Genomic DNA, 24489 nt, shown 5'->3' on the forward strand with positions numbered 1-24489 from the left:
TAAACGGTGGCTTTTATTAACGTGGAGACTTGAAAAGCATGTACTAGTATTATACAATTTAGGAATATGAGTGTAATAATGCATACATTCTATAAAAATAGGAGTGATTAACATGAAAAAGAAAATTTCATTAGCACTATCGGTAGGAGTATTACTTACAACATTATCTCCAGTACAAGGATTCGCAAAGACCAATAATACTGAAATAGTACTTAATTCAGAAGTAGATGTGGAAAAGTACATACCTAGAATAAAGTCAATTTTTCAAATAGGTGATGAGTACGATAATTTCTACGTACTTAGAAATGGTAGAAGTGACACAATTGGACTAGATTGGGTGAATGATAATGGAAATATAAGTGTAGATATCGATAGGGATGGAAATGTAGTAGGCTACTGGAAGCATGAAAACTACACAAATAGAGATGAAAGAGTCTACAAATTTCCTAAGATAACTATAGAAGAGGGAGAAAAAATTGCTAAAGATCTTATAAATAAGGTATTTCCAGAGATATCAAATAAAATTGAAAAAAATATGAAATATGGCTATGACACTTATAATATGTATAGCTTAGGAGAGTATTCATATAACTTTATAAGAACCGAAAACGATGTACCTTTTGAAAATAACACTATATATGTTCGAGTAGATAATCAGAAAGGTGAAGTCACTAGTTTTAGCTCAAGTATTGAAAAAAATCTTAGATTCCCAGGTAAAGAAGGGATAATGTCAGAAGATGAGGCTAAAGAGTTATATAAAGAGAATGTAGGACTAGAGTTAATGTATAAGTTAAGAGGAATAGACAATGGATTTGAACCCTATTTAGGATACAGTATAACTAGCATAGATAAAGTAGTAGATGCTAGGACAAAAGATATAGTAAGTAATTCACAACAATACTATTATCATCTATATGAATACAATCAACAGGAAGAATTATCAAGTGAAGAGGAAAGTAAGTTAGTAAATTCCAAAGTAATAATAAGTAAGCAAGACGCAAGTGAAAAAATGATAGACACATTCAAGCTAGGTGAAGGTTATGAAGTATCTGGACATCAACTGGTAAAATGCAAAGAAAAAGATCAGTATATATGGTATATGATGGTTTCAAAAAATGAAGAAAACTATGGTTCAGCTTCAAGAGCAGAGCTAGATGCTAAGACAGGTCAAATTATAAGTTTCTCTGATCCTGGATCAAGTGGTGTTTACGAAAGAGAGAGTTCGAAATATAGTAAAGAAGAATTACTCAAAAAAGCAAAAGACTTTATACAAAAGAGTAATCCTGAAAAGTATAAAGAGGTAGAGTATGTAGAAAATAATGATATGTACGTAGACGGTGAAATTAAAGTATATGATTTTCAGTTTATTAAAAAATTAAATGATATTAAAGTTGAAAATAGTGGATTTAGAGTGACGATAAGTGCTGTTACAGGAAATATAGTTGGCTATAATTATAATTGGGATGATTCAGACCTTCCTTTAGTAGAAAATATCATAGACAAAGATAAAGCAAAGAGTATATTACTAGATGATAAAACACTAGAGCTTCAATATCAAAGTGAAAATAACGATCAAAAGAATATCAAATTAGTATATGACTTTAAAGATAAACACTTATCAATAGATGCAAAAACAGGAGAGATTATAGATAATAGAAATGAAATAATGAATATATATGGTAAAAGTAATTACAGAGATATAGAAAATAGCTTTGCAAAAGATCAGATAAAAAGATTACAAGAAAACATTGTTTTATTTGAAGGTGAAGATTTCAAACCAAAGTCAGAGATAACACAAAAAGATTTTTTAAGTTTACTTATACAAACTAAAGAATCTTTTTATCCAGGAAGTGATGAAGAATTTTTATATGAATTATTGGTTATGAGGAACATTATAGAAGATGAAGAAAAAAATCCAGAAGGAAAGGTAACGAGAGAAGAAGCTATAAAATATATAGTTAGAGCTTTTGGACAAGAACAATCAGACGATCCAGGAGATATCTATAAGATAGGCTATAATGATGAAGAGCAGATAGACGAGAAACTAAAGGGCAATGTTGCAATAGCTAAAGGATTAGGAATTATAAGTGGAGAAGGAAACTTCAGACCAAAAGATAACTTGAGAAGAGATGAAGCAGCTGTATTAATATACAATATACTAAATAGAAGTAACTAGTATAGAGATTTTAAGCAATGACGTAATAAATAGCCATTATTTAAGAATGAGATATGTAATGTTCTTAAATAATGGTTTTTTATATTGCATAAGTTTGTAAAGTACATAGAAATATTATACAATTTATGATAATAAAACTATAATTTAAATATGTTACAAGAGGAGGAACGATTAAAATGAAAAAGAAAATTTCATTAGCATTATCAGTAGGGGTATTACTTACTACACTATCTCCATTACAAACAGTGGCGAATGCAGATAATGTGAGAGTAGTAGTAGGAACTTCAAATGTTGTAGATAGATTAGATGTAGAAAAATACATACCTAAAATAAAGTCAATTTTTCAAATAGGTGATGAATATAATGAATTTGAAACACACCAATTTAATGGAATGAATTTAATTCAATTAACATGGCGCAACAGTAGTGGAAGTATAGGGGTATCTATCGATAAGGATGGAGATATAGTAGGATATTATAAAAGCGAATATGGAACAAATAGTAATAGAGAACTTTATCAATTCCCAAAACTAAGTAAAAAAGATGGAGAAAAAATAGCTAAGGAATTTGTAAATAAGGTATTGCCAGAGATGGCTGATAAGGTAAAAATTAGTAATGATAATTATGACTATGATATGTATAACTTAAGAGGTTACTTTTATAAATTTACAAGAGTTGAAAATGATATACCTTTTAATAATCAAAGTATATATGTTAGTGTAGACAATCAAAAAGGAGAAGTAACAGACTTTAATTTACACGGACAAAAAAATTATAAGTTCCCGGGCAAAGAGGGAATAATATCGGAAGAGGAAGCCAGAGAACTATATAGAGAAAAAGTAGGACTAGAGTTAATGTATAAGCTAAGAGGTATAGACAGTGATCTTGAACCCTATTTAGGATACAGTATAGTAGACACAGATAAAACAATAAATGCTAAAAATAAAGACATAGAAAGTACCTCATATCAATATCGATATCCTATAAGTAGGTATTCAAATTATGTCGAAAGTGTATCAAGTAAAGATGAAAGCAATTTAATAAATTCTAAGGTAATAATAAGTAGAACAGATGCTAGCAAAAAAATAGTAGACACATTTAGCTTAGGGGATGGATACGAAGTATCAGGAGGTCAACTAAGGAAGATTAAAGGAGAAGATAAATATTTCTGGGACATAAATGTTATGAAATATGAAGGACGAAATGGCAGTGGTACAACAGTAACAATAGACGCTAAAACAGGACAAATTATAAGCTTTTCTGATCCAGGAGCATGGGGAGACGATAAGAAGGGTGAAGTAAAGTATAAAAAAGAAGAGCTACTTAAGAAAGCAGAGGATTTCATACAAAAGAATAATCCTGAAAAATATAAGGAAGTAGAGTATGTAGAGAGTATAGACATCCTAGATGAATACAACAAAACATATCAATTTGAATTTATTAAAAAATTAAATGATATTAAAGTTGAAAATAGTGGATTTAGAGTGGGAATAAGTGCTATCACAGGAAATATAGTTGACTATGATTATAATTGGGATGATTTAGAGCTTCCTTTAGTAGAAAATATTATAGACAAAGATAAAGCTAAAGAAATATTGTTTAACGGTAATAAACTAGAGCTACAATATCAAAGTGAAAATCAGGATGAGAGTAGTGCTAAACTGGTTTATGACTTCAAAGATAAACATTTAGTAGTAGACGCAAAAACAGGAGAAATTATAGATTATAAAAAAGAGTTAGGGGAGAAACTTGATAAAAAAGACTACAAGGATATAGAAAATAGCTTTGCAAAAGATCAGATAAATAAGCTGCAAGAATATATTGTTCTATTTGAAGGTGAAGATTTTAAACCTAAGTCAGAGATAATACAAAAAGATTTTTTAAGTTTACTTGCACAAGTTAAAGGGTTATCACATGATGAAGAATACTTATATGAATCTTTGATTATAGAGAATGTTATAAAGAATGAAGAAAAAAATCCAGAAGGAAAGGTAACGAGAGAAGAAGCTATAAAATATATAGTTAGGGCTTTTGGGCAAGAGCAGTCGGGAAATTTAGGAGATATTTATAAAATGGACTATAATGATGCAGATCAAATAGATGAAAACTTAAAGGGACATGTTGCAATAGCTAAAGGACTAGGAGTTATAAGTGGAGAAGGAAACTTCAGACCAAAAGATAATCTAAGAAGAGATGAAGCAGCTGTATTAATATATAATATATTGAATAGAAAATAGAGTTAAATTAAGTGTATAGACTAGCGAAGTGTAAAGGTAAACTCGTTAGTCTATTTTTATAATAAAAATGAAATAAAATTATGAATGATTAAACATTAAGAAGATTACAACTTATAGCGAAATAAAGAGATATATTTAAAGATTTGCATATAGACAACTCTTAATCTGGCATTCCTCTTACTAAATAACTTGAAAACGTTCTAGCAATATTATACAATTTAGGAATACAAATGTGTAATAAGACAAACTTTACAATGAAAGGGAGCGATTAATATGAAAAAGAAAATTTCATTAGCACTGTCAGTAGGGGTGCTACTTACTACATTATCTCCGGTTCAGACATTAGCAAAATCTAGTAATACAGCGATAATAAGTAGTTCAAGTATAGATGTTGATAAATATATACCTAAAATAAAAGCAATTTTTCAGATAAGTGATGATTACGACAACTTTAGAACGAATAAATATAGAGACGAAGATATAATAGAACTATCATGGTATATTACAGACAAAGGAGAAATAAGTGTATCTATTGATTCAGAAGGAAATATAGTAAGATATTATAACTGGAAAAATGATATGAATAGAGAGGAAAAAGTCTATAAATTTCCTAAGATAAGCAAAGAAGAGGGAGAAAAAATAGCTAGAGATTTTATAAGAAAAATATCACCGGAAATAGCAGATAAAATTGAACTTAAAGATGATTATGAACGATACGGAATATATAATGAACATAGTTTAGAGGGATATACTTATATATTTACAGAAACCGAGAATAATGTACCTATTAGTGATAAATCTATAAATGTTACAGTGGATGGTCAAAATGGGGAAGTAATAAGCTATTACCCATATGGACAAAAAAATTTAAAGCTTCCAAATAAAGAAGGAATAATATCAGAAGATGAAGCTAAAGAACTATATAGAGAAAAAGTAGGGCTAGAGTTAATGTATAAATTAAGAGGAGTAGATAATAACTTTGAGCGTTACTTAGGATATACCATAACTAATACGGATAAGACAATAGATGCTAAAACTAAAGACATAGTAAGTACTTCTGAAAATTATATGTATCCAATATATAGACAATACTTATACGAAAAAGGAGTAGAGAATGTATCAAGTGCAGAGGAAAATACACTAATAAACTCTAAAGCAATAATAAGTAGGAATGATGCGAGTAAAAAAATATTAGATACATTTAAACTAGGTGAGGGATATGAAGTATCTACATCCCATATAGAAAAGATTAAAGAAGAAGATAATTACATATGGGTAGTATCGATTATGAGATACGAGAAAGATGGAAGTAGTAGTGCAGATGCAGCTGTAAATGCTAAGACTGGTGAGATTATAGGATTTTCTGACCCTAGATCATGGGATGAAGACGATAATGAAAAAGTAAAATATAGCAAGGAAGAACTATTAAAAAAGGCAAAAGAATTTATACAAAAGAATAATCCAGAGAAATATAAAGAAACAGAATATGTAGAAATCAGTGGCATAGATCAATATGGATATAGCAATGAGTATCAATTCCAATTTATTAGAAAGTCAAACGATATCAAAGTTGAAAATAGTGGTTTTAGAGTAGTGATAAGTGGTGTAACAGGAAACGTAGTTGACTATTCCTATAGCTGGGATGATTCAGAGCTTCCTTTAGCAGAGGATATTATAGGTGAAGACAAAGCCAAAGAAGTAATATTCGATGGTAAGGAACTAGAACTAGAATATCAAGGTGAAAATGAAGATAAAGAAAATATTAAACTAGTTTATGACTTCAAAGATAAGCATTTAGTAGTAGATGCAAAAACGGGAGAAATTGTAGATAATAAAAAAGAGTTAGAGCGAAAATACGGTAAAAAAACCTACAAGGATATAGAAAATAGCTTTGCAAAGAATCAAATAGAAAAACTACAAGAAAATATAACTTTATTTGAAGGTGAAGATTTTAAGCCAAAGTCGGAAATAACGCAAAAAGATTTCTTCAAATTACTTATACAAACTAAGAGGATGTTCTATGGTTGGGATGATGAAGATTATTTATATGAAGTATTAGTGAGACAAAATATTGTAAAAAATGAGGAAAAAAATCCTGATGGAAAAGTAACGAGAGAAGAAGCAATGAAGTATATAGTTAGAGCTTTTGGACAAGAACAGTCGGGTAACTTGGGAGAGATATATAGAATAGATTATAATGATGCAGACCAGATTGATAGTAGTCTAAGAGGACATGTTGCAATAGCTAAAGGACTAGGAATTATAAGTGGAGAAGGAAACTTTAGACCAAAAGATAATTTAAGAAGAGACGAGGCAGCTGTATTAATATACAATATATTAAATAGAAGTAACTAGTACAGAGATTTTAAGCAATGACGTAATAAAGAGCCACTATTTAAGGATAAGATATGTAAAGTTCTTAAATAGTGGTTTTTTATATTACATAAGTTTGAAAAGTATATAGAAATATTATACAATTTATGAATAAGAAAACTGTAATATAAATATGTAACAATAGGAGGAATGATTTAAATGAAAAAGAAAATTTCATTAGCACTATCAGTAGGGGTATTGCTTACTACACTATCTCCAGTTCAAACATTAGCGGAATCTAATAGTACAGCAATAATAAGTAGTTCAAGTATAGATATTGATAAATACATACCTAAAATAAAAGCAATTTTTCAGATAAGTGATGATTACGATAACTTTAGAACAAACAGATATAGAAGAGAAGATATAATAGAACTATCATGGTCTAGTAGAGATAAAGGAGAAATAAATGTATCTATTGATTCAGAAGGAAATATATTAAGGTACTATAACTGGAAGCATAATATGAATAGAGATGAAAAAGTTTATAGATTTCCTAAGATAAACAAAGAAGAGGGAGAAAAAATAGCTAGAGACCTTATAAAAAGAATATCGCCTGAAATAGCGGGCAAGATTGAAATTATAGATAATCCTGAACGATATGTAATGTATGACGGATATAATTTAGAGGGATATACTTATAACTTTACAAGAACTGAGAATAAAGTTCCTGTTAATGATGAAATTATAAACGTTATGGTAGACGGACAGAGTGGAGAAGTAGTAAGTCTTTATTCTCATGGACAAAAAGATTTAAAATTTCCAAGTAAAGAAGGAATAATATCAGAAGATGAAGCTAAAGAACTATATAAAGGAAAAGTGGGATTAGAGCTAGTATATAAACTAAGAGGTGTAGATAATGAATTTGAACGTTATTTAGCATATAATATAACTAATACAGATAAGACTATAGATGCTAAAACTAAAGAAATAATAAGTACTTCTCAAAAATACTATTATCCATTAGATAGGTACTCCTTATACGAAAAAGGCCTAGAAAGCGTATCAAGTGAAGATGAACGTAAATTGATAAACTCTAAATCAATAATAAGTAAAGAAGATGCTAGTAGAAAAATAGTAGATACATTTAATCTAGGAGATGGATATGAAATATACACATCTCAATTAGAAAAGGTTCGAGAAGATGATCAGTATATATGGGAAGTAATGATCACGAAATATAGAGGAAATGGAAGTAGTACCACAGGTGCAGCAGTAGATGCTAAGACAGGTGAGATTATAGACTTCTCTGATCCAGGATCATGGAATGAAGCCGATAATGGAAAAATAAAATATAGTAAGGAAGAGTTACTTAGAAAAGCAAAAGATTTCGTACAAAAGAATAGCCCTGAAAAATATAAAGAGATAGAGTATATAGAAAGTGTTGATGTAGATCCATATGAAGAAAATAAAATATATCAATTTATATTTATTAGAAAGTTAAATGATATTAAAGTTGAAAATAGTGGTTTTAGAGTAATGATAAGTGGTGTAACAGGAAACATAGTTGACTATTCCTATAGCTGGGATGATTCAGAGTTTCCTTTAGCAGAGGATATTATAGGTGAAGACAAAGCCAAAGAAATAATATTCGATGGTAAGGAACTAGAGTTAGAATATCAAGGTGAAAATGAAGATAAAGAAAATATTAAACTAGTTTATGACTTCAAAGATAAGCATTTAGTAGTAGATGCAAAAACGGGAGAAATTATAGACGACAAAAAAGAGTTTAGCGATAAATACAGTAATAAAGCATATAAAGATATAGGGAATAGCTTTGCAAAGAATCAGATAGAAAAATTACAAGAAAGTATAATTTTATTTAAAGGTGAAGACTTCAAACCAAAGTCAGAGATAACACAAAAAGATTTTCTAAAATTACTTGTACAAACTAAGGGTATGTTCTATATTTGGGATGATGACGACTATTTATATGAAGTGTTAGCAGAAGAAAATATTGTAAGTAATGAAGAAAAAAACCCAGGAGGAAAAGTAACAAGAGAAGAAGCTATAAAGTATATAGTTAGAGCTTTTGGACAAGAGCAGTCGGGTAACTTGGGAGATATATATAGAATAGATTATAATGATGCAGACCAGATTGATAGTAGCCTAAGAGGACATGTTGCAATAGCTAAAGGACTAGGAATTATAAGCGGAGAAGGAAACTTCAGACCGAAAGATAATTTAAGAAGAGATGAAGCAGCTGTATTAATATATAATATATTAAATAGAAAATAGAATATAGCAAAATACATATTAATTATACCTTTAAAGTGTCACCATTTTTTATAGACGAGCATATTTATAATTAAGGGGATTTATAAATGGAAAAATTATCTTCAAATTAATTCTGAGATACAGTATAAGCACTTAATATATTCTAAGTCTATAAAGAAAATAAAAGGGTGAAATAATGGAGGATATGATTAGTACCTTTCAAATCATTTTTACAACCATAGGCGGATATATAGGTTGGGTTGTAGGTGGAATCGATGGATTTATATATGCACTGATAATGTTTGTTGTAATTGACTATATAACAGGAGTTATGGTTTCAGTATTAGATAAACGAGTATCAAGTGATATAGGATTTAGGGGCATATTTAGAAAAGTTTTAATATTTGCAATGATTGCGATAGGAAATGTAATTGATGACTATTTAATTAAAGATGGAAATACTATTCGGACAGCTATTGTTTTTTTCTATATTTCAAATGAAGGAATAAGTATATTAGAAAATTCATCTAAGATAGGGTTACCAATTCCTGAAAAATTAAAGGCCATTTTAAAAGAAATAAACAAAGATAATTAAAAGAATAAACTTATAGGAAATTATATTCTCCCTTTATAGTAGACAAATTTGAAAATAAAAATCTAACACTATAAGGGGAGTTATTTTATGTTATATAATAATTATTACTTTATGATAATATATATATAGATAAAAAAATAAAAGGGTGATAAATATTGAAATTTATAATAGCAAGGCATGCAGAAACAGAGGCAAATGCAAACCGTATATTTAGTGGATGGACAGATTATCCTCTTACTGAAAAGGGAATAAAGCAGGCAAAGCGATTGGGATATATGCTTAAAAAAAATTATAACATAGATAAACTATACTCGAGTCCACTAGACAGGGCTTTAAAAACAGCTAATATAGTTTCTAAGTCTATAGAAAGAGAGATAATAGTTACAGATAATCTAAAGGAAGTAAACTTTGGAATATTCGAAGGAAAGACAGGAGAGGAAATACAAGCTGAGCATGGAGAACACTGGGATTCATGGCATAAAGATTATGTTAACTTTAGACTACCTCAAGGAGAGAATTTGATAGATTTACTTGATAGAATAAGGCCCCTTATAGATAATCTTAAGCAAGGAGATAAAGACTGTCTACTAGTTACTCATGCGGCGGTTATGCAAGTGGCAATAACATATTTACTAGATCTAGATTTAAAGAAGATGTGGAACTTTCAATGTAAGAATTGTTCATTTGTAGAAATCGAATATAGTAATAACTTTGCATTTATAAAGAGACTAAGTCCAGTAGATTAGGATAATAATATACATATAGATTAAATTAACTAAAATACGTTATTACTTTGAGGTGAAAAAATGTGTCATAGAAAGTTAGCAAAAAAACGTAAAGAATTTGATACTTATATAGACAGTATTGAGGATAAGGAAGACTATTTAGCTATAACTATTAAAGCTCAACAAATATTTGGATGTTTGTCTAAAGAGGTTCAAAACTATATTTGTGAAAAATTAGATATTCCAGAAGCAAAAGTACGTGGAATAATAAAGTATAATTCATTAAAAGAAGAGCCAAAAGGAAGGTTTCATATAAGCGTATGCTTAGGTACAACTTGTAAATTAAAAGGTGGACCAGAAATTCTTAGTGAGCTTGAAAACCTACTTAATATAAGGGAAGGGGAAATGACTAATGATGAAAGATTCAGTATAGAAGCAACTAAATGTACTGGGGCATGTATAATTGCGCCTGTTATAAGCATAAACGGAAAAATGTACAGTGATATAAAAAAAGAAGATGTTAAGTATATAATTGATGAATATAGACGTTTATAATATATTTAACAACTGTTTGAATACATAAACAGAAGAGTATAAAATTGTTTATGTATTTTGTACTTCAAGGAGGAATAGTCTTGACTAAAAATATAATGTTTCAAGGAACATCATCAAGTGCTGGAAAAAGTACATTAGTAACAGCATTATGTAGAATATTAAAAAATGAAGGTATAAATGTATCACCATTTAAATCTCAGAATATGACTAGAAATGCTGTGGACATAGGAGAAAATATTAAAATAGCAGGATCTCAAGTGGTTCAAGCGGAAGCTGCAAAGACAAAGCCATTACCTGAGATGAATCCAATATTATTAGTTCCGAATAGTGACACAGGAAGTAAAATCTTAGTGAATGGAATTGATTACGGAAATACTAATGCATGGGAATACCATGAAACAAAGTCAAAGTTCAGAGAAATAGTAAAGCAGTCTTATAAATCACTAGAAGAACGATATGACATAGTAGTCATAGAAGGGGCTGGAAGTCCAGCAGAAATAAATTTAAGAGAAAATGATTTTGTAAATATGGGACTTGCAGAGATGGTAGATGCTCCGGTTATAATAGTTGGAGATATAGATAGAGGAGGGGTTTTTGCATCTATTTATGGAACTATAATGCTTATGAGTGAAAGTGAAAAGGACAGGATAAAAGGATTTATAATAAATAAGTTTAGAGGAGATATAGAAATTCTAAAGCCTGGAATAAAAATGATAGAGGAAAAAGTAAATAAACCATGTTTAGGTGTTGTGCCATACTTCGAACTTAATATAGAAGAAGAGGACAGCATAGTAGATGGTAAAAGAGGCGAAAGAATAGAAGATGACGAGTTAAGGGATAAGGAGTATGACAAACTAGCAGATATAATAAGTAACAATATAGATATTAAAATGATAAAAGAAATAATAGGGATTTAGACTATGAAATATATACTACTATTAATAATACCAGTACTACTAGATATGATAATAGGAGATCCACCAAATTTTCCACATCCTATAAGATATATAGGATGGATCATAAAAAAGTATGAAAACATAATTAGAAAATCTAATATAAATTTAAAAATAGGTGGATTCCTTCTAACTGGATTAACACTAATAACAGTAACAGGAGTAATTACAGCTATACTTATGTTGGCGGAAAAAATAAGTCATAACTTAAACATTGTAATCTCAATATACTTTTTATATACATCACTCGCGAGTAAATGCCTAGACGTAGAAACTAGAAAAGTATATAGAGCACTTTCAGAGGATGATATAAATGAAAGTAGAAAAATGCTTTCATATCTAGTGGGTAGAGATACAACTAGTTTAAGTAAGGAAGAAGTTACAAGAGGGGCTGTTGAAACAGTAGCTGAAAATACTATAGATGGTGTACTAGCTCCACTTATGTTTATAGGGGTGGGTATGTACTTTGATGCGCCAGTGCAATTTGCATTTTTATATAAATCTATAAATACCTTAGATTCTATGGTGGGATATATTAATGAAAAGTATAAAGATATAGGTTTTGCATCAGCAAAATTAGATGATATAGCTAACTATATACCAGCTAGACTAGGCAGTTTCCTAATGTTAATAGGAGGATCTCTATTAGGATACAATCTTAAAAATGGATTTAAAATATTAAAAAGAGATAATAGAAATCATAAGAGTCCTAATTGCGGATATCCTGAATCTGTAGTAGCTGGACTATTAAACATTCAATTAGGAGGAACAAATACTTATTTTGGAGAAAAAGTATACAAGCCTACTATTGGAGACAAGAATAGTGAAATTGTCCCTAGCAATATAGTAGATACTATAAAAATAATGTATGCTTCTGAAATTATACTGGTTATACTAATCATGACTATACTGTCACTAAAATTTACAATGTGAAAAGAGGAGATAATGTGAATAAACATGGAGGTTATTTTGGAGAAAATAAAAACAAGATAATAGATTTTAGTGTTAATATAAATCCCCTAGGAGTACCAAACAAATTAATAAATAGGCTTCAAGAAAGTTTAAAACATTTAGAAAGATATCCAGAGATAGATGGAGAATCTGGAAAGATAGAGCTATCAAGGAGACTAAATATAAATACTGAAAATATAATACTTGGAAATGGAGCTACTGAACTTATATATCTTTTTTCTAGAGCACTAAAGCCAAAAAAAGTAATGATAATAGAACCAACGTTTACAGAATATGAAAGAGCGTTTAAACTAAACGAAAGTGAAATATATCATTTTGAAACTCTAGAAAAAGAAAATTTTCAAATAAATATAGAGAGATTACTAGAAGAAATAGAAAAGATAAGACCAGATTTACTAGTAATGTGCAATCCAAACAATCCAACAGGAATATTCACAGAGGCAGAATCTATGATGAAAATTTTAAATAAGTTAAAAGAGATAAACTCGTATTTATTTATAGATGAGTCATTTATAGATTTTACAGATAAAAAGTCGTATATATCATTTATAGAAAGTTATCCTACATTTATATTACGTTCAATGACTAAAACTTACGCTATACCAGGATTAAGGCTAGGATATGGGCTAGGAAATAAATCTCTTATAGAAAAGTTGAAAAAACAAAAAGAGCCATGGACTATAAATTCACTTGCCTTAGAAGCGATTCCTATTTTATTAGGGGATGAGAATTATTTTAGAAAAACTAATGATTGGTATAAATTTGAGAAGAAATACTTAAAAGAAAATCTTGAAAAGATAGAAGATATAAAAACATATGAAAGTAATGGTAACTTTTTTTTATGTAAGTTAAAAAAGTCAGATTCTAAAGTGATTAAGGAGTACTTATTAGATAAAAAAATATATATTAGAACTTGTGAAGATTTTTATGGTTTAAATCAAGAATATTTAAGACTAGCTATAAGAACAAGAGAGGAAAATGAATTACTATTAAAAGAAATTAAATGTTTTTTTAAAAAAATCAAATAATATTTGTTTGATAGATGACATATTTAGATAGTGTAAAGTATAATACATCAGAAGGTGAAAAAATGAAAAACTTTATTTTAGTAACAGGTGGAGCTAGAAGTGGAAAGAGTACATTTGCCGAAAGCAAGGCTAAAGAGATAGGTAAAAGTATAGTTTATATAGCAACATCAATACCCTTTGATGAGGGGACTAAAGATAGAATAAAAAAACATAGACAATCTAGACCAAATGATTGGGATACTATAGAAAAATATAAAGAGTTTAAAGAGATAGATAAACATGAGAGTTTTATAGACTCAGACTTAATATTATTAGACTGTATGACTTTGATGGTTTCAAACCTAATGTTCGAGAACAATATAGATTACGATAACTGTGACTATAACGAGATAGATAAAATAGAGAAAAGTATATTTAGTGAGGTAGAAGAGCTTATATCAACTATGGAAAGACATAAAAAGAAGCTCATAATAGTTACTAATGAGGTAGGTATGGGAATAGTCCCATCATATAAACTGGGATCTATATTTAGAGATATTGCAGGAAGAATAAATCAATATTTAGCAAGTATTGCGAGTGAAGTATATTTAACTGTATCAGGAATACCAATGAAAATTAAGTGAGGTTTTGTATGAAAAGTTTATTGCTTATGATAGTTTTTCTTACAAGGATACCAATAAGATATCCTTACGAATATAAAGATGAAGACTTTATAAAAGGAGTAAAGTTAATCCCTGTAATTGGGTTAATAGTAGGACTAGCTATTTTCACACCAACATTATTTAGAGGTTATCTAGATAAACCTATTATTATAATACTAGTTTGGCTTACTTATATTTGGATAACAGGTGGGCTTCATATTGACGGACTCACAGATACTTTTGATGGTATATTTAGTAATAGAGATAAAGAGAGAATTTTAGAGATAATGAAAGATAGTAGAATAGGAACTTTCGGGGTCATCGGTTTACTATTTATTTTATTGTCTAATATAACTCTAAGCTACTATATAGATTATAAGATATTAATACTAGCGCCTGTAGTTGGAAGACTGTCTTCTATAATAGCTTGTTCTTTAAGCAAATATGCTAGAAGTGAGATGGGTATGGGAACTATTATAGTTGAGAATTGCAAGAGAAAAGAAGTGATATTTGCGATTACATTTACTCTATTAGTTTTTATAATATTAAAGCTAAAGTTATTAATGATAATACCAATTTTATTTACTCAAATTTTAGTTATATTCCTTACTAAATATATAAAGGGTAAAATAGGAGGTATGACAGGAGACACTATAGGATTTACTATAGAGGTATCACAAACTATGTACTTATTTTTTACTTATTTTATCAGTAAAGTATTATAGTTATGTATCTTATGCATTGGTTGAAAGTTAAATTTAAACCAGTGCATTTTATATTTAAAGTGTTAATTTAATTAGCGATAGATATATTGGGTATAATTTAATTAATACTTTAAAAAAAAGGAGATAGATAACAATGGGAGAGATAAGAAAGATAGATAGATATTTTAATGGAAATAAAGCTGAAGATGGAGCAGGGGTTAGCCTGTATCGTACATTTGGATATCATGAAATACCAGATTTTGATCCATTTTTAATGATGGACTTTTTCGACTCAGAAAACCCAGAAGACTATACAAAAGGGTTCCCTTGGCATCCCCATAGAGGTATAGAGACAGTAACATATCTTATATCAGGTGAAATAGAGCATGAAGATAGTATCGGAAATAAAGGAACTATCTATGATGGTGACTGCCAGTGGATGACAGCAGGGTCAGGTATAATGCATCAAGAAATGCCAAAGGCATCACCGAAGATGTTAGGAATACAGCTATGGGTCAATTTACCTAAAAAAGATAAGATGACAGATCCAAAGTACAGAGATATCAGAAAAGAAATGATACCTGAGTATAAAGATGAAAATATGACTGTAAAAGTTTTAGCAGGAAAGTTTAAAGGAATAGAAGGGCCAATAGAAGGTATAGATGCAGAGCCAATATTTTTAGATGTAGAACTTGTACCAAATTCAGAGTTTGAGTTTCAATTAGATTCTAGTTTTAACGTGTTCACTTTTTTAGTAGGTGGTGAAGCTAATTTCAACACTGATAAAGAAGAAATTGTAAGTCATCCTAAAGGTGTACTTTATAAAGAAGGAGACTATGTAAGAATAAATACAAAAGAAAATGGAGGAAGATTTTTACTTATAGCTGGAAAGCCTCTTAATGAACCTATATCTTGGGGAGGGCCTATAGTTATGAATACAAAAGAAGAGCTAGATTTAGCCTTCAAAGAAATAAGTGAGGGAAGCTTTATAAAAAAATCAGTTTAGTGAAAGGAATAGATTATAATGGAAATTATAGTTTTAAAAAAGGAAGATATAAAAAAGTATTTACTATGAAAGATGCTATACAGTCTTGTAAAGATGCTTTAGAACTGTATTCAAGAGGAAAAAGCGACATACCTTTAAGAATTAATATAGACATACCTAATCAAGATGCACAGAGTCTTTATATGCCAGGGTATGCAGCTGATGCAAATGCATTGGGAGTAAAAATAATATCTGTTTATCCAAACAATATAAAAAAAGGAATAAGTACAGTACCTGCTACAATGGTTCTTTTAGATAATGAGACTGGAGAGGTATGCTCTCTGATAGATGGAACATATCTAACAAGAATAAGAACTGGTGCAGTAGCTGGAGCAGCTACAGATCTTTTATCTAGAAAAGATTCGAAGATTTTTAGTTTATTTGGTACTGGTGGACAGGCGGAAGAACAGCTTGAAGCAGTATTAACGATTAGGGATATAGAAGAAGTTAGGGTTTATGATATTAATCCAGAAAATGCCGAGACATTTGTAAAAGCAATGAATGAAAAATTTGCGGATAAATTTAAGGTCAAAATAAATTCTGTTAAAAGTCCAGACGAAGCTGTGAAAGATGCAGATATAATAACTGCTGTTACTACGTCAAAAAAGCCAGTATTCGATGGTAAACTTGTTAAGAAAGGTGCCCACATAAATGGAGTCGGATCATATACACCTGACATGCAGGAATTAGATGAATATATAATATGTAATGCTGACAAATTATACGTAGATACAAGGGATGGTGCTTTAAACGAGAGTGGTGATTTAATAATACCAATAAGACAAAATAAGTTTTCTGAAGATAGAGTTACTGGGGAACTGGGAGAACTAATAATGGGTTCAATATCGTCTAGAGAAAATGAAGATGAAATCACATTATTCAAAACTGTTGGCAGTGGAGTGCTTGATATAGTTACAGCTAGACGTATATATGAAAGAGCCTTAAAAGAGAAAATTGGACAATTCGTAGAAATTTAAATTTATGGGATAAGGAACAGCCAAATTTATTACTTACAGAAAACGTTAGATAGGTAATAAGTAGAATAAATAAGGGTGAAGCTGCGGCAGGAATAGTTTATGAATCAGATGTAGTTGAGGCAAGTAAAATAATAAGAAATTAAATTTTATTATAATACAAACTTTTGATGGGGACTTACACAGTCCAATAATTTATCCAGCTGCTATTATAGTTTCTAGTAAAGATAAAGAAACAGTACAAAAATTATTAGAATACCTACAGACAGACACAAGTAAGGCAATATATGAGAAGTATGGATTCATAGTGAAAGAATAAATAGAGGTTGTTAATGATCTCTATTTATTTTTATTAAAATGAAAAGCTTGTGAATCGCCTTGTAAAAACATAGCTTATTCTCAATAGCACACTTCTTAAGATTGACTATTTTTATATATTTGATATACTAACCATGAGTAAACTGTAAATTAGTCTAAAATATGGTTTTTATCTATTGCTTATCATTTAGTATTAAGTAAAAATCAAAAAGGGGAGTGTTAAATGAGAAAATATATTACATTTACTTTAATTTTTGTTATTACTATAGTATGCATATTACAATCGCCGATTACATTTGCATCTAATAACTTTGTAGGATTAGATCCAAGTATAGATATTTCTCCAAATGATGATAGAATAGTTTTTTCTTATTATCAAAAAGGAGTTGCATCCATCTATACTTCCAAAATTGATGGTACGGATGTTGTTCAACTGACTAAGGATGAAGAAGAGAAAAACTCTCATCTATATCCTGTTTATTCTTCAGACGGATCTAAGATTATGTTTATATCAACTCCAAAAAGTCAGACTAGTTTAGAATCTTCTATTTGGATAATGGATCAAGATGGAAGTAATAAAAAAGAGATTATGAAAGCTGATGGATTTATAAACAAAGCTGTCTTTTCGCCAGATCAAAATCGTATATACTTTTCAAAGTCAACAAGCTATAAAAATTTCTCACCAATAGCTCGTAAGAGCCATCATGGCTTTGATATATATTCTATAAGTATCGATGGAAAAGACTTAAAACAACTTACATTTGATAAATCATATAATCTTGGAAGTTTAAATATAACGCCTGGTGGGAATGCTTTAATTTTTACTAAATTTGAAGAATATGAAGAGACTATTTATTTACTCCAATTAGATGGTTCTAAAAAGATAGATACTATTGAACCAAAAAATCTTAAGAAAAGTAGTTTATATTATCCGGCTTTATCTCAAGATGATAAGTTTTTAACATTTTCTACTGTTTCGAACGAAAGAGGTATTTTCCATTACGATCTCTTTATTATGAATTTAGAAACAAAAGAATCTAAGCAAGTAACAGATCTTAAGTCACATGCTAGTAGACCTGTATATTTCCATAACAGTAATAAAATTTTGTTCTCACAAGATATGAATTGGGCTAAGAATCCTTCAAAATATGAGATTCGAATACTAGATATCGACAGTAGTAATACTGACACAGGTAAGTATAATATAGAAAAAATAAATATCAATATTCCGTCTAAATAATTTATTAATTATAATGTGTCTTAAAACTAAAATTTACAACTATAAATTTCGGTGATCCCTTAGTTAATATAATAATAAAAAACTCTTTTCTAGTTCGAATTGTTATTCTAATTCTTTCTAAGAAAAGAGTTTTTTACTTAAATAGGTGTATTTTTTAATATCAAGATTAATACTATTTATTACCTTGCATTTGGTTTAAGAACTCCATAGCCATTTGAATATTTTTTATAAGTTCAGTCTTTACAAGTTCTAAATTACTTTCCTCAGTACCTTCTTTAACTGTAACTCTACAGATGTTTTTCCCAACCTCAAGTTGAACAAAGTCATCTTTTAATATACCTTTAATAGATTCTTTAAGCATGCTTCTGGTTTGTTTATCTTTTAAATAAGGCTCTAGATGACTTTGAAGTGACACTAAAATTCTCTTTTCATCATCTAACTCGATATATTTTACAAATTGATTTAAAATATCCATGAGAAAACTCCTTTCTATTTTACTTGATAGACATATACAGTTATAATAATATATATAAGATTAGAAAACAATATATAAGTAAAACATAATTTATATATAAGATTTCAAACTATATGAGAAAAGATAGAAAAGTAAGGATGATAAGATGAACGACTTTTTACCTATAAATAAAGAAGATATGAAAAAAAGGGGATGGGATCAGTTAGATTTTGTATTAATTACAGGAGACGCATATGTGGATCATCCCTCCTTCGGTACTGCAATAATAAGTAGATTGTTGGAACTACATGGCTATAAAGTAGGTATAATAGCACAACCCTCTTGGAAAGATACTAATGACTTTAAAAGGTTAGGAAGACCTAAATTAGGGTTTCTAATAAATGGTGGAAACATAGATCCTATGGTAAACCATTATTCAGTAGCTAAAAAGAGAAGAAAAGACGATGCATATTCACCAGGTGGTAAAGGTGGGCTCAGACCAGATAGAGCCACTATAGTTTATTGCCAAAAAGTAAGAGAGGCTTACAAAAAAGTTCCTATAATAATAGGTGGTATAGAAGCAAGCTTAAGAAGACTTGGTCATTACGATTATTGGGATAATAAAATAAGGAGATCTATAATATTAGATTCGACAGCAGATTTGCTTATATATGGTATGGGTGAAAAGCCTATAGTAGAAATAGCAGAAGCATTAGCAAGTGGAATTCCAGTTGAAGAAATAACTTTTATAAACGGAACTGTTTACAAAACAAATGACAAAGATAGAGCATATAACCCTATATTTCTACCTACATTCGATGAAATAGTAGAATCTAAGATAAAATATGCTGAAAGTTTTAAAATTCAATATGAGAATTTAGATTCAATACAAGGTAGACCACTAATAGAATCCTACAGTAATACTTATGTAGTACAAAATAAATCACAGGATCCTATGGAACAGTCAGAATTGGATAGAGTTTACTCTTTGCCATACATGAGAGACTACCATCCTATATATGAAAAAGATGGAGGAATACCTGCTATTAAAGAAGTTAAGTTTAGCTTGATAAGTAATAGAGGATGTTTTGGAAACTGTAGTTTTTGTGCTTTAGCATTCCATCAAGGACGAGTATTACAATCTAGAAGTCATGAATCTATATATAGGGAAGCTGAACAAATAGTTTGGGAGCCAGATTTTAAAGGATATATTCATGATGTAGGTGGACCAACTGCAAACTTTAGAAATAGAGCGTGTGATAAGCAAATAGAACATGGAGTATGTAAAAGTAAACAATGTCTTTTCCCAGAACCATGTAAAAATTTAAAAATAGATCACAAAGACTATTTAAGTCTATTAAGAAAGCTAAGAGATATTCCAAATGTGAAAAAGGTATTTGTTCGTTCAGGAATTAGATATGACTATCTAATACATGATAAAGATGATAGTTTTTTTAAAGAATTGTGTGAACACCATATAAGTGGACAGCTAAAAGTTGCACCAGAGCATATATCTTCAAAAGTACTAGAAAAGATGGGAAAGCCTAATAGAGAAGTATATGATAAGTTCGTAAATAAATATAAAAAAATAAATAAAGAATTAGGAATGAACCAATTTCTAGTTCCGTATCTAATGTCTAGTCATCCAGGATCTACACTAAATGAAGCTGTGGAGCTAGCTGAATACTTAAGAGATCTTGGATATATGCCAGAGCAAGTGCAAGACTTCTATCCAACACCGTCTACGCTTTCTACGTGTATGTATTATACAGGTTTAGACCCTATGACTATGAAAAAAGTTTATGTTCCAAAATCTCCACATGAAAAGGCAATGCAAAGGGCGTTAATACAATATCGAAATCCTAAAAATTATGATTTAGTTTTAGAAGCATTAAGAAAAGCAGGAAGATTAGATTTAGTAGGCTTTGGTTCAAAATGCTTAATAAGACCAAGAAATAACAACAAACCTAATGATACCGACAGTAGAAATGGTACAAAGAACAAAAACACTAAGAAAAATAGTGTTAGGGATAATAGAAGTAAAAAAACTAGTAGAACTAAAGATAGTAAAAATAGAAGGAAAAGGTAATTGTTCTACACTTTTTAACTTTGCGAAAAATGGGGATTTTTCAGATATTTGCTCAAAAATCTTTTGAATATACTAAGTAAATATGTTAGAATAAACAATGGTAAAAAAAGAAAACTGAAAATAGAAAGTAGGCGTAATTTTGAATAAAATTAAAGATATTAGAAATATAGCCATAATAGCACACGTTGATCACGGTAAAACTACACTAGTAGATGCATTATTGAGACAAAGTGGTACTTTTAGAAGTAACCAAGTAGTAGAAGAAAGAGTAATGGACTCTAATGATATAGAGAAAGAAAGAGGAATAACAATACTTGCAAAAAATACAGCTATTTATTATGGAGATACTAAAATAAACATAATAGATACACCAGGACATGCCGACTTTGGTGGAGAAGTAGAGCGTGTATTAAAAATGGTAAGTGGAGTTGTACTAGTAGTAGATTCGTTTGAAGGACCAATGCCTCAAACTAAATTTGTACTAAAAAAAGCATTAGAGTTAGACTTACCAGTAATAGTATGTATAAACAAAATAGATAGACCAGAAGCAAGACCTGATGGAGTAATAGACGAAGTGTTAGACTTATTTATAGAACTAGGAGCTAATGAAGAGCAACTAGACTGTCCGTTTATATTTGCATCAGCTAGAGAAGGAACATCTTCATTAGATATGGAGAAACAAGAAGAAGATATGAAGCCACTATTTGAAACGATAGTAGATTTTGTGCCAGCACCAGCAGGAAGTGAAGAAGACCCACTTCAACTTCTTATTTCTACGATAGACTACAATGAATTTGTAGGAAGAATAGGGATCGGAAAAGTAGAAAGAGGAACTATAAAATTAAATCAAGAAGCAGTTATAGTAAACAAAGAAAAAGAAGGCGAAAGCAAAAAAGTAAGAATAACTAAGATATATGAGTTCGAAGGATTAAATAGAGTTGAAGTAAAAGAAGCAACAGTAGGCGATATAATAGCTGTATCAGGAGTAGAGGGAATTCATATAGGAGACACTATATGTGATGTTAGTAATCCTGAAGCATTACCATTTGTTAAAATATCAGAACCAACTCTTTCTATGACATTCTCAGTTAACGACAGTCCACTTGCAGGTCAAGAAGGTAAATTCGTAACATCTAGACAAGTAAGAGATAGACTATATAAAGAACTTCAAACAGACGTTGGATTAAGAGTGGAAGATACAGAGAAAACAGATGCATTTAAAGTATCAGGTAGAGGAGAGCTACATCTTTCTGTTTTAATAGAAAATATGAGAAGAGAAGGATACGAGTTCCAAGTATCTAAGCCAGAAGTACTATACAAAGATATAGACGGAAAAAAATGTGAACCTATTGAGAAAGCAATTATAGATGTTCCAGAGGAATATGTAGGAGCTGTTATAGAAAAATTAGGACAAAGAAAAGGTGAACTAGAAACTATGACTCCATCTAATGGAGGATATACTCGTCTAGAGTTTAAGATGCCGGCTAGAGGTCTTATAGGATATCGTTCAGAATTCATGACTGATACTAGAGGAAATGGTATAATAAACACTATATTTGAGGGGTATGAGCCATACAAAGGTGAAATAGTTATGAGACCACAAGGGTCATTAATTTCATTTGAAACTGGAGAAGCTGTAGCTTATGGTCTTTATGGAGCGCAAGATAGGGGAACTCTTTTCATAACGCCAGGAACTAAAGTTTATGCAGGTATGATAGTTGGACAAAATGCAAAATCAGAAGATATGGAAGTCAATGTTTGTAAGAAAAAACAACTTACAAACGTTAGAGCATCTGGTTCAGACGATGCATTAAAACTTACAACTCCAAAAGTATTGAGCTTAGAAGAAGCACTAGAATTTATAACTGATGATGAATTAGTAGAAGTAACACCACTTAGCTTAAGAATTAGAAAAAGTATACTAGATAAAAGCTTAAGAGCTAAAGCTAGAAAAAAATAATGAAAAACGCAGATATTATTCTGCGTTTTTTATTTTATTCTGATCTTTATTGTTTAAAGCATTATTTATATCAGACAAATTCCAAAGTATTAAAGTTGAGAAGCCTACTATAACTCCAATCAGTATACAAATTGACATTACTATAGCTGCTGTTTCATTTCCTCCATCAAAATTTGCAGATATAGACAAAGATATAAAGAATCCTATAAAACTTAGAATTAAAAAAGCTATTAATTGCATATGTTTCTCCTCCTATAAAAGTTAAAACTATAATTTAACATAAATGGTATTATAGATATCATTCATTTTCAAGTATAAAATGATTTAGAATTGTTTTAGAATAATACCTTATGGACATAATAAGTCTGAGGTGATGTTTATGAATAAGAAAAATAAAATCATTAATCTTTTTATGATAGCAATAACTATTACTCTACTTATATCTATATCGGGATGTCAACAAAAACAGAAAAAGATAAATCAAGTAAAAAAAGAGAATAAAGTACCACAGAAATTAGGGAGTATATTAGGTGATATAGAGAAAGTGGAGAAAGGAATAAAAGGAATACAAAAAGAAAGTGAAAAAATCTCCGGAAATAGAAATTGAAATGGAAAAACAAAAAATAATAAAAAAGTTAGAAGAAGAGCAGAAATTACGATCTGGTAAGGAAGGTGGTTCAGGAGGTGGTTCTCAGCAAGGTCAAGGTGGAGAACAATCAGGAGGTGGATCTGGCGGAGAGGAAGGTAGTTCAGGAGGAGGCTCTGAAGGTTCAAGTAGTTCACCTGCGAGTTCTGGAAGCTCTGGAAGCAGCAAAGAAGAGGGAATGGAAAGTGAAGAAATTCAAAAAGTTAGAATTCATAATATGTGGAAGGACATAAATGGAAATGTGGAAAGTATTCATAAAAAATGGAGTGACTATAAGGTAGAAGCAATAAAGAAAAAGCAAATAATGAAGAAGTAAAAAAATTTGAAGAAAAATTAAATAATTTAACTATATCCGCAGAAAAAAAGATTATTTATCAACTTTAGTAAATAATAACGAGATGTATAGTGGAATTTACTATTTTCTTAAATTATATGAGAATTATGATGCTGAGATTATAGCTCTGAAATATGATGTAGATAAGGTTTATATAGATGGTCTTAAAGGCGACTGGAATAAGACTAATGAAAGTATGAAAAAAGTAGATAGTCAATATAAAAAGGTTTCTAAAGAACTTGATAAAAATTAA

23 protein-coding genes are annotated in these 24489 nt (G+C 29.8%); 21 read left to right on the forward strand and 2 right to left on the reverse strand.

Annotation, left to right across the window (positions count from 1 at the left end):
• The first annotated feature begins 112 nt into the window (after nt 1-112).
• The 16 genes from CURI_RS02860 (at nt 113) to CURI_RS02930 (ending at nt 18753) form a co-directional block, all read left to right on the forward strand.
• Complete coding sequence (locus tag CURI_RS02860; RefSeq protein ID WP_014966780.1) at nt 113-2176, forward strand: YcdB/YcdC domain-containing protein; 2064 nt, start codon at nt 113-115, stop codon at nt 2174-2176.
• 176 nt (nt 2177-2352) lie between these two features.
• Nucleotides 2353-4413, forward strand: a complete 2061-nt coding sequence (locus CURI_RS02865) for a YcdB/YcdC domain-containing protein (protein ID WP_014966781.1) — start codon at nt 2353-2355, stop codon at nt 4411-4413.
• Between the two features lie 273 nt (nt 4414-4686).
• A complete protein-coding gene (locus CURI_RS02870; protein WP_014966782.1) occupies nt 4687-6768 on the forward strand; it encodes an S-layer homology domain-containing protein in 2082 nt (693 codons plus the stop codon).
• A gap of 177 nt (nt 6769-6945) precedes the next feature.
• Complete coding sequence (locus CURI_RS02875) at nt 6946-9024, forward strand: S-layer homology domain-containing protein (RefSeq protein ID WP_014966783.1); 2079 nt, start codon at nt 6946-6948, stop codon at nt 9022-9024.
• Between the two features lie 175 nt (nt 9025-9199).
• Entirely contained in the window at nt 9200-9598 is a 399-nt protein-coding gene (locus CURI_RS02880) for a phage holin family protein (RefSeq protein ID WP_014966784.1), read from the forward strand.
• Nucleotides 9599-9753: 155 nt separating this feature from the next.
• A complete protein-coding gene (locus CURI_RS02885; RefSeq protein ID WP_014966785.1) occupies nt 9754-10344 on the forward strand; it encodes a histidine phosphatase family protein in 591 nt (196 codons plus the stop codon).
• Nucleotides 10345-10404: 60 nt separating this feature from the next.
• The gene (locus CURI_RS02890; protein ID WP_014966786.1) at nt 10405-10878 is read left to right on the forward strand and encodes an NADH-quinone oxidoreductase subunit NuoE family protein; all 474 of its coding nucleotides are present in this window, start codon (nt 10405-10407) and stop codon (nt 10876-10878) included.
• Nucleotides 10879-10958: 80 nt separating this feature from the next.
• Nucleotides 10959-11795: a cobyric acid synthase gene (locus CURI_RS02895; RefSeq protein ID WP_014966787.1), complete on the forward strand. Its 837-nt coding sequence runs from the start codon at nt 10959-10961 to the stop codon at nt 11793-11795.
• A 3-nt stretch (nt 11796-11798) separates the two neighbouring features.
• Entirely contained in the window at nt 11799-12764 is a 966-nt protein-coding gene (cbiB, locus tag CURI_RS02900) for an adenosylcobinamide-phosphate synthase CbiB (RefSeq protein ID WP_014966788.1), read from the forward strand.
• Nucleotides 12765-12778: 14 nt separating this feature from the next.
• Entirely contained in the window at nt 12779-13831 is a 1053-nt protein-coding gene (gene cobD / locus CURI_RS02905; RefSeq protein WP_014966789.1) for a threonine-phosphate decarboxylase CobD, read from the forward strand.
• A gap of 62 nt (nt 13832-13893) precedes the next feature.
• On the forward strand, nt 13894-14454 hold the full coding sequence (cobU, locus tag CURI_RS02910) for a bifunctional adenosylcobinamide kinase/adenosylcobinamide-phosphate guanylyltransferase (protein ID WP_014966790.1): 561 nt from the start codon (nt 13894-13896) through the stop codon (nt 14452-14454).
• Nucleotides 14455-14462: 8 nt separating this feature from the next.
• The gene (gene cobS, locus CURI_RS02915; protein ID WP_014966791.1) at nt 14463-15197 is read left to right on the forward strand and encodes an adenosylcobinamide-GDP ribazoletransferase; all 735 of its coding nucleotides are present in this window, start codon (nt 14463-14465) and stop codon (nt 15195-15197) included.
• Between the two features lie 133 nt (nt 15198-15330).
• Nucleotides 15331-16182, forward strand: coding sequence for a pirin family protein (locus CURI_RS02920; RefSeq protein WP_014966792.1), 852 nt, complete (start codon nt 15331-15333; stop codon nt 16180-16182).
• Nucleotides 16182-17198, forward strand: a complete 1017-nt coding sequence (locus CURI_RS02925) for an ornithine cyclodeaminase family protein (protein WP_014966793.1) — start codon at nt 16182-16184, stop codon at nt 17196-17198. Before CURI_RS02920 ends, CURI_RS02925 begins: the two co-directional genes overlap by 1 nt.
• 154 nt (nt 17199-17352) lie before the next feature.
• Nucleotides 17353-17514, forward strand: coding sequence for a molybdate ABC transporter substrate-binding protein (locus tag CURI_RS16505; RefSeq protein WP_420805152.1), 162 nt, complete (start codon nt 17353-17355; stop codon nt 17512-17514).
• A 222-nt stretch (nt 17515-17736) separates the two neighbouring features.
• Nucleotides 17737-18753, forward strand: a complete 1017-nt coding sequence (locus CURI_RS02930) for a TolB family protein (protein WP_014966794.1) — start codon at nt 17737-17739, stop codon at nt 18751-18753.
• Between the two features lie 172 nt (nt 18754-18925).
• Here the strand turns inward: CURI_RS02930 and CURI_RS02935 are convergent, their stop codons facing one another.
• Nucleotides 18926-19228, reverse strand: coding sequence for a hypothetical protein (locus CURI_RS02935; RefSeq protein ID WP_014966795.1), 303 nt, complete (start codon nt 19226-19228; stop codon nt 18926-18928).
• Nucleotides 19229-19373: 145 nt separating this feature from the next.
• Here CURI_RS02935 and CURI_RS02940 point away from each other — a divergent pair, with 145 nt between their 5' ends.
• Both CURI_RS02940 and typA read left to right on the forward strand, forming a co-directional pair.
• Nucleotides 19374-21296, forward strand: coding sequence for a YgiQ family radical SAM protein (locus tag CURI_RS02940; RefSeq protein WP_014966796.1), 1923 nt, complete (start codon nt 19374-19376; stop codon nt 21294-21296).
• Nucleotides 21297-21435: 139 nt separating this feature from the next.
• Nucleotides 21436-23256 (forward strand): translational GTPase TypA, encoded by a 1821-nt coding sequence (typA, locus tag CURI_RS02945; RefSeq protein WP_014966797.1) that lies wholly within the window; start codon nt 21436-21438, stop codon nt 23254-23256.
• Between the two features lie 15 nt (nt 23257-23271).
• Here typA and CURI_RS02950 read toward each other — a convergent pair whose 3' ends face one another.
• Nucleotides 23272-23496, reverse strand: coding sequence for a hypothetical protein (locus tag CURI_RS02950; RefSeq protein ID WP_014966798.1), 225 nt, complete (start codon nt 23494-23496; stop codon nt 23272-23274).
• Nucleotides 23497-23635: 139 nt separating this feature from the next.
• Here CURI_RS02950 and CURI_RS02955 point away from each other — a divergent pair, with 139 nt between their 5' ends.
• The 3 genes from CURI_RS02955 to CURI_RS02965 all read left to right on the forward strand — a co-directional run bounded on the left by CURI_RS02955 (nt 23636) and on the right by CURI_RS02965 (nt 24489).
• Entirely contained in the window at nt 23636-23863 is a 228-nt protein-coding gene (locus tag CURI_RS02955; protein WP_041701456.1) for a hypothetical protein, read from the forward strand.
• On the forward strand, nt 23835-24218 hold the full coding sequence (locus tag CURI_RS02960; protein ID WP_041701458.1) for a hypothetical protein: 384 nt from the start codon (nt 23835-23837) through the stop codon (nt 24216-24218). The genes CURI_RS02955 and CURI_RS02960 overlap by 29 nt, the downstream gene beginning before the upstream one ends.
• Before the next feature lie 82 nt (nt 24219-24300).
• Nucleotides 24301-24489, forward strand: a complete 189-nt coding sequence (locus CURI_RS02965; RefSeq protein WP_014966799.1) for a hypothetical protein — start codon at nt 24301-24303, stop codon at nt 24487-24489.

Source organism: Gottschalkia acidurici 9a, assembly GCF_000299355.1.
Lineage (GTDB): Bacteria > Bacillota > Clostridia > Tissierellales > Gottschalkiaceae > Gottschalkia > Gottschalkia acidurici.

Excerpts from the sequence above, each read along its gene's own strand:
- CURI_RS02860 (WP_014966780.1), top strand. The coding sequence starts at position 113 with ATGAAAAAGAAAATTTCATTAGCACTATCGGTAGGAGTATTACTTACA.
- CURI_RS02865 (WP_014966781.1), top strand. The coding sequence starts at position 2,353 with ATGAAAAAGAAAATTTCATTAGCATTATCAGTAGGGGTATTACTTACT.
- CURI_RS02870 (WP_014966782.1), top strand. The coding sequence starts at position 4,687 with ATGAAAAAGAAAATTTCATTAGCACTGTCAGTAGGGGTGCTACTTACT.
- CURI_RS02875 (WP_014966783.1), top strand. The coding sequence starts at position 6,946 with ATGAAAAAGAAAATTTCATTAGCACTATCAGTAGGGGTATTGCTTACT.
- CURI_RS02880 (WP_014966784.1), top strand. The coding sequence starts at position 9,200 with ATGGAGGATATGATTAGTACCTTTCAAATCATTTTTACAACCATAGGC.
- CURI_RS02890 (WP_014966786.1), top strand. The coding sequence starts at position 10,405 with ATGTGTCATAGAAAGTTAGCAAAAAAACGTAAAGAATTTGATACTTAT.
- cbiB (WP_014966788.1), top strand. The coding sequence starts at position 11,799 with ATGAAATATATACTACTATTAATAATACCAGTACTACTAGATATGATA.
- cobU (WP_014966790.1), top strand. The coding sequence starts at position 13,894 with ATGAAAAACTTTATTTTAGTAACAGGTGGAGCTAGAAGTGGAAAGAGT.
- cobS (WP_014966791.1), top strand. The coding sequence starts at position 14,463 with ATGAAAAGTTTATTGCTTATGATAGTTTTTCTTACAAGGATACCAATA.
- CURI_RS02920 (WP_014966792.1), top strand. The coding sequence starts at position 15,331 with ATGGGAGAGATAAGAAAGATAGATAGATATTTTAATGGAAATAAAGCT.
- CURI_RS02930 (WP_014966794.1), top strand. The coding sequence starts at position 17,737 with ATGAGAAAATATATTACATTTACTTTAATTTTTGTTATTACTATAGTA.
- CURI_RS02935 (WP_014966795.1), bottom strand. The coding sequence starts at position 19,228 with ATGGATATTTTAAATCAATTTGTAAAATATATCGAGTTAGATGATGAA.
- CURI_RS02940 (WP_014966796.1), top strand. The coding sequence starts at position 19,374 with ATGAACGACTTTTTACCTATAAATAAAGAAGATATGAAAAAAAGGGGA.
- CURI_RS02950 (WP_014966798.1), bottom strand. The coding sequence starts at position 23,496 with ATGCAATTAATAGCTTTTTTAATTCTAAGTTTTATAGGATTCTTTATA.
- CURI_RS02955 (WP_041701456.1), top strand. The coding sequence starts at position 23,636 with ATGAATAAGAAAAATAAAATCATTAATCTTTTTATGATAGCAATAACT.
- CURI_RS02965 (WP_014966799.1), top strand. The coding sequence starts at position 24,301 with ATGTATAGTGGAATTTACTATTTTCTTAAATTATATGAGAATTATGAT.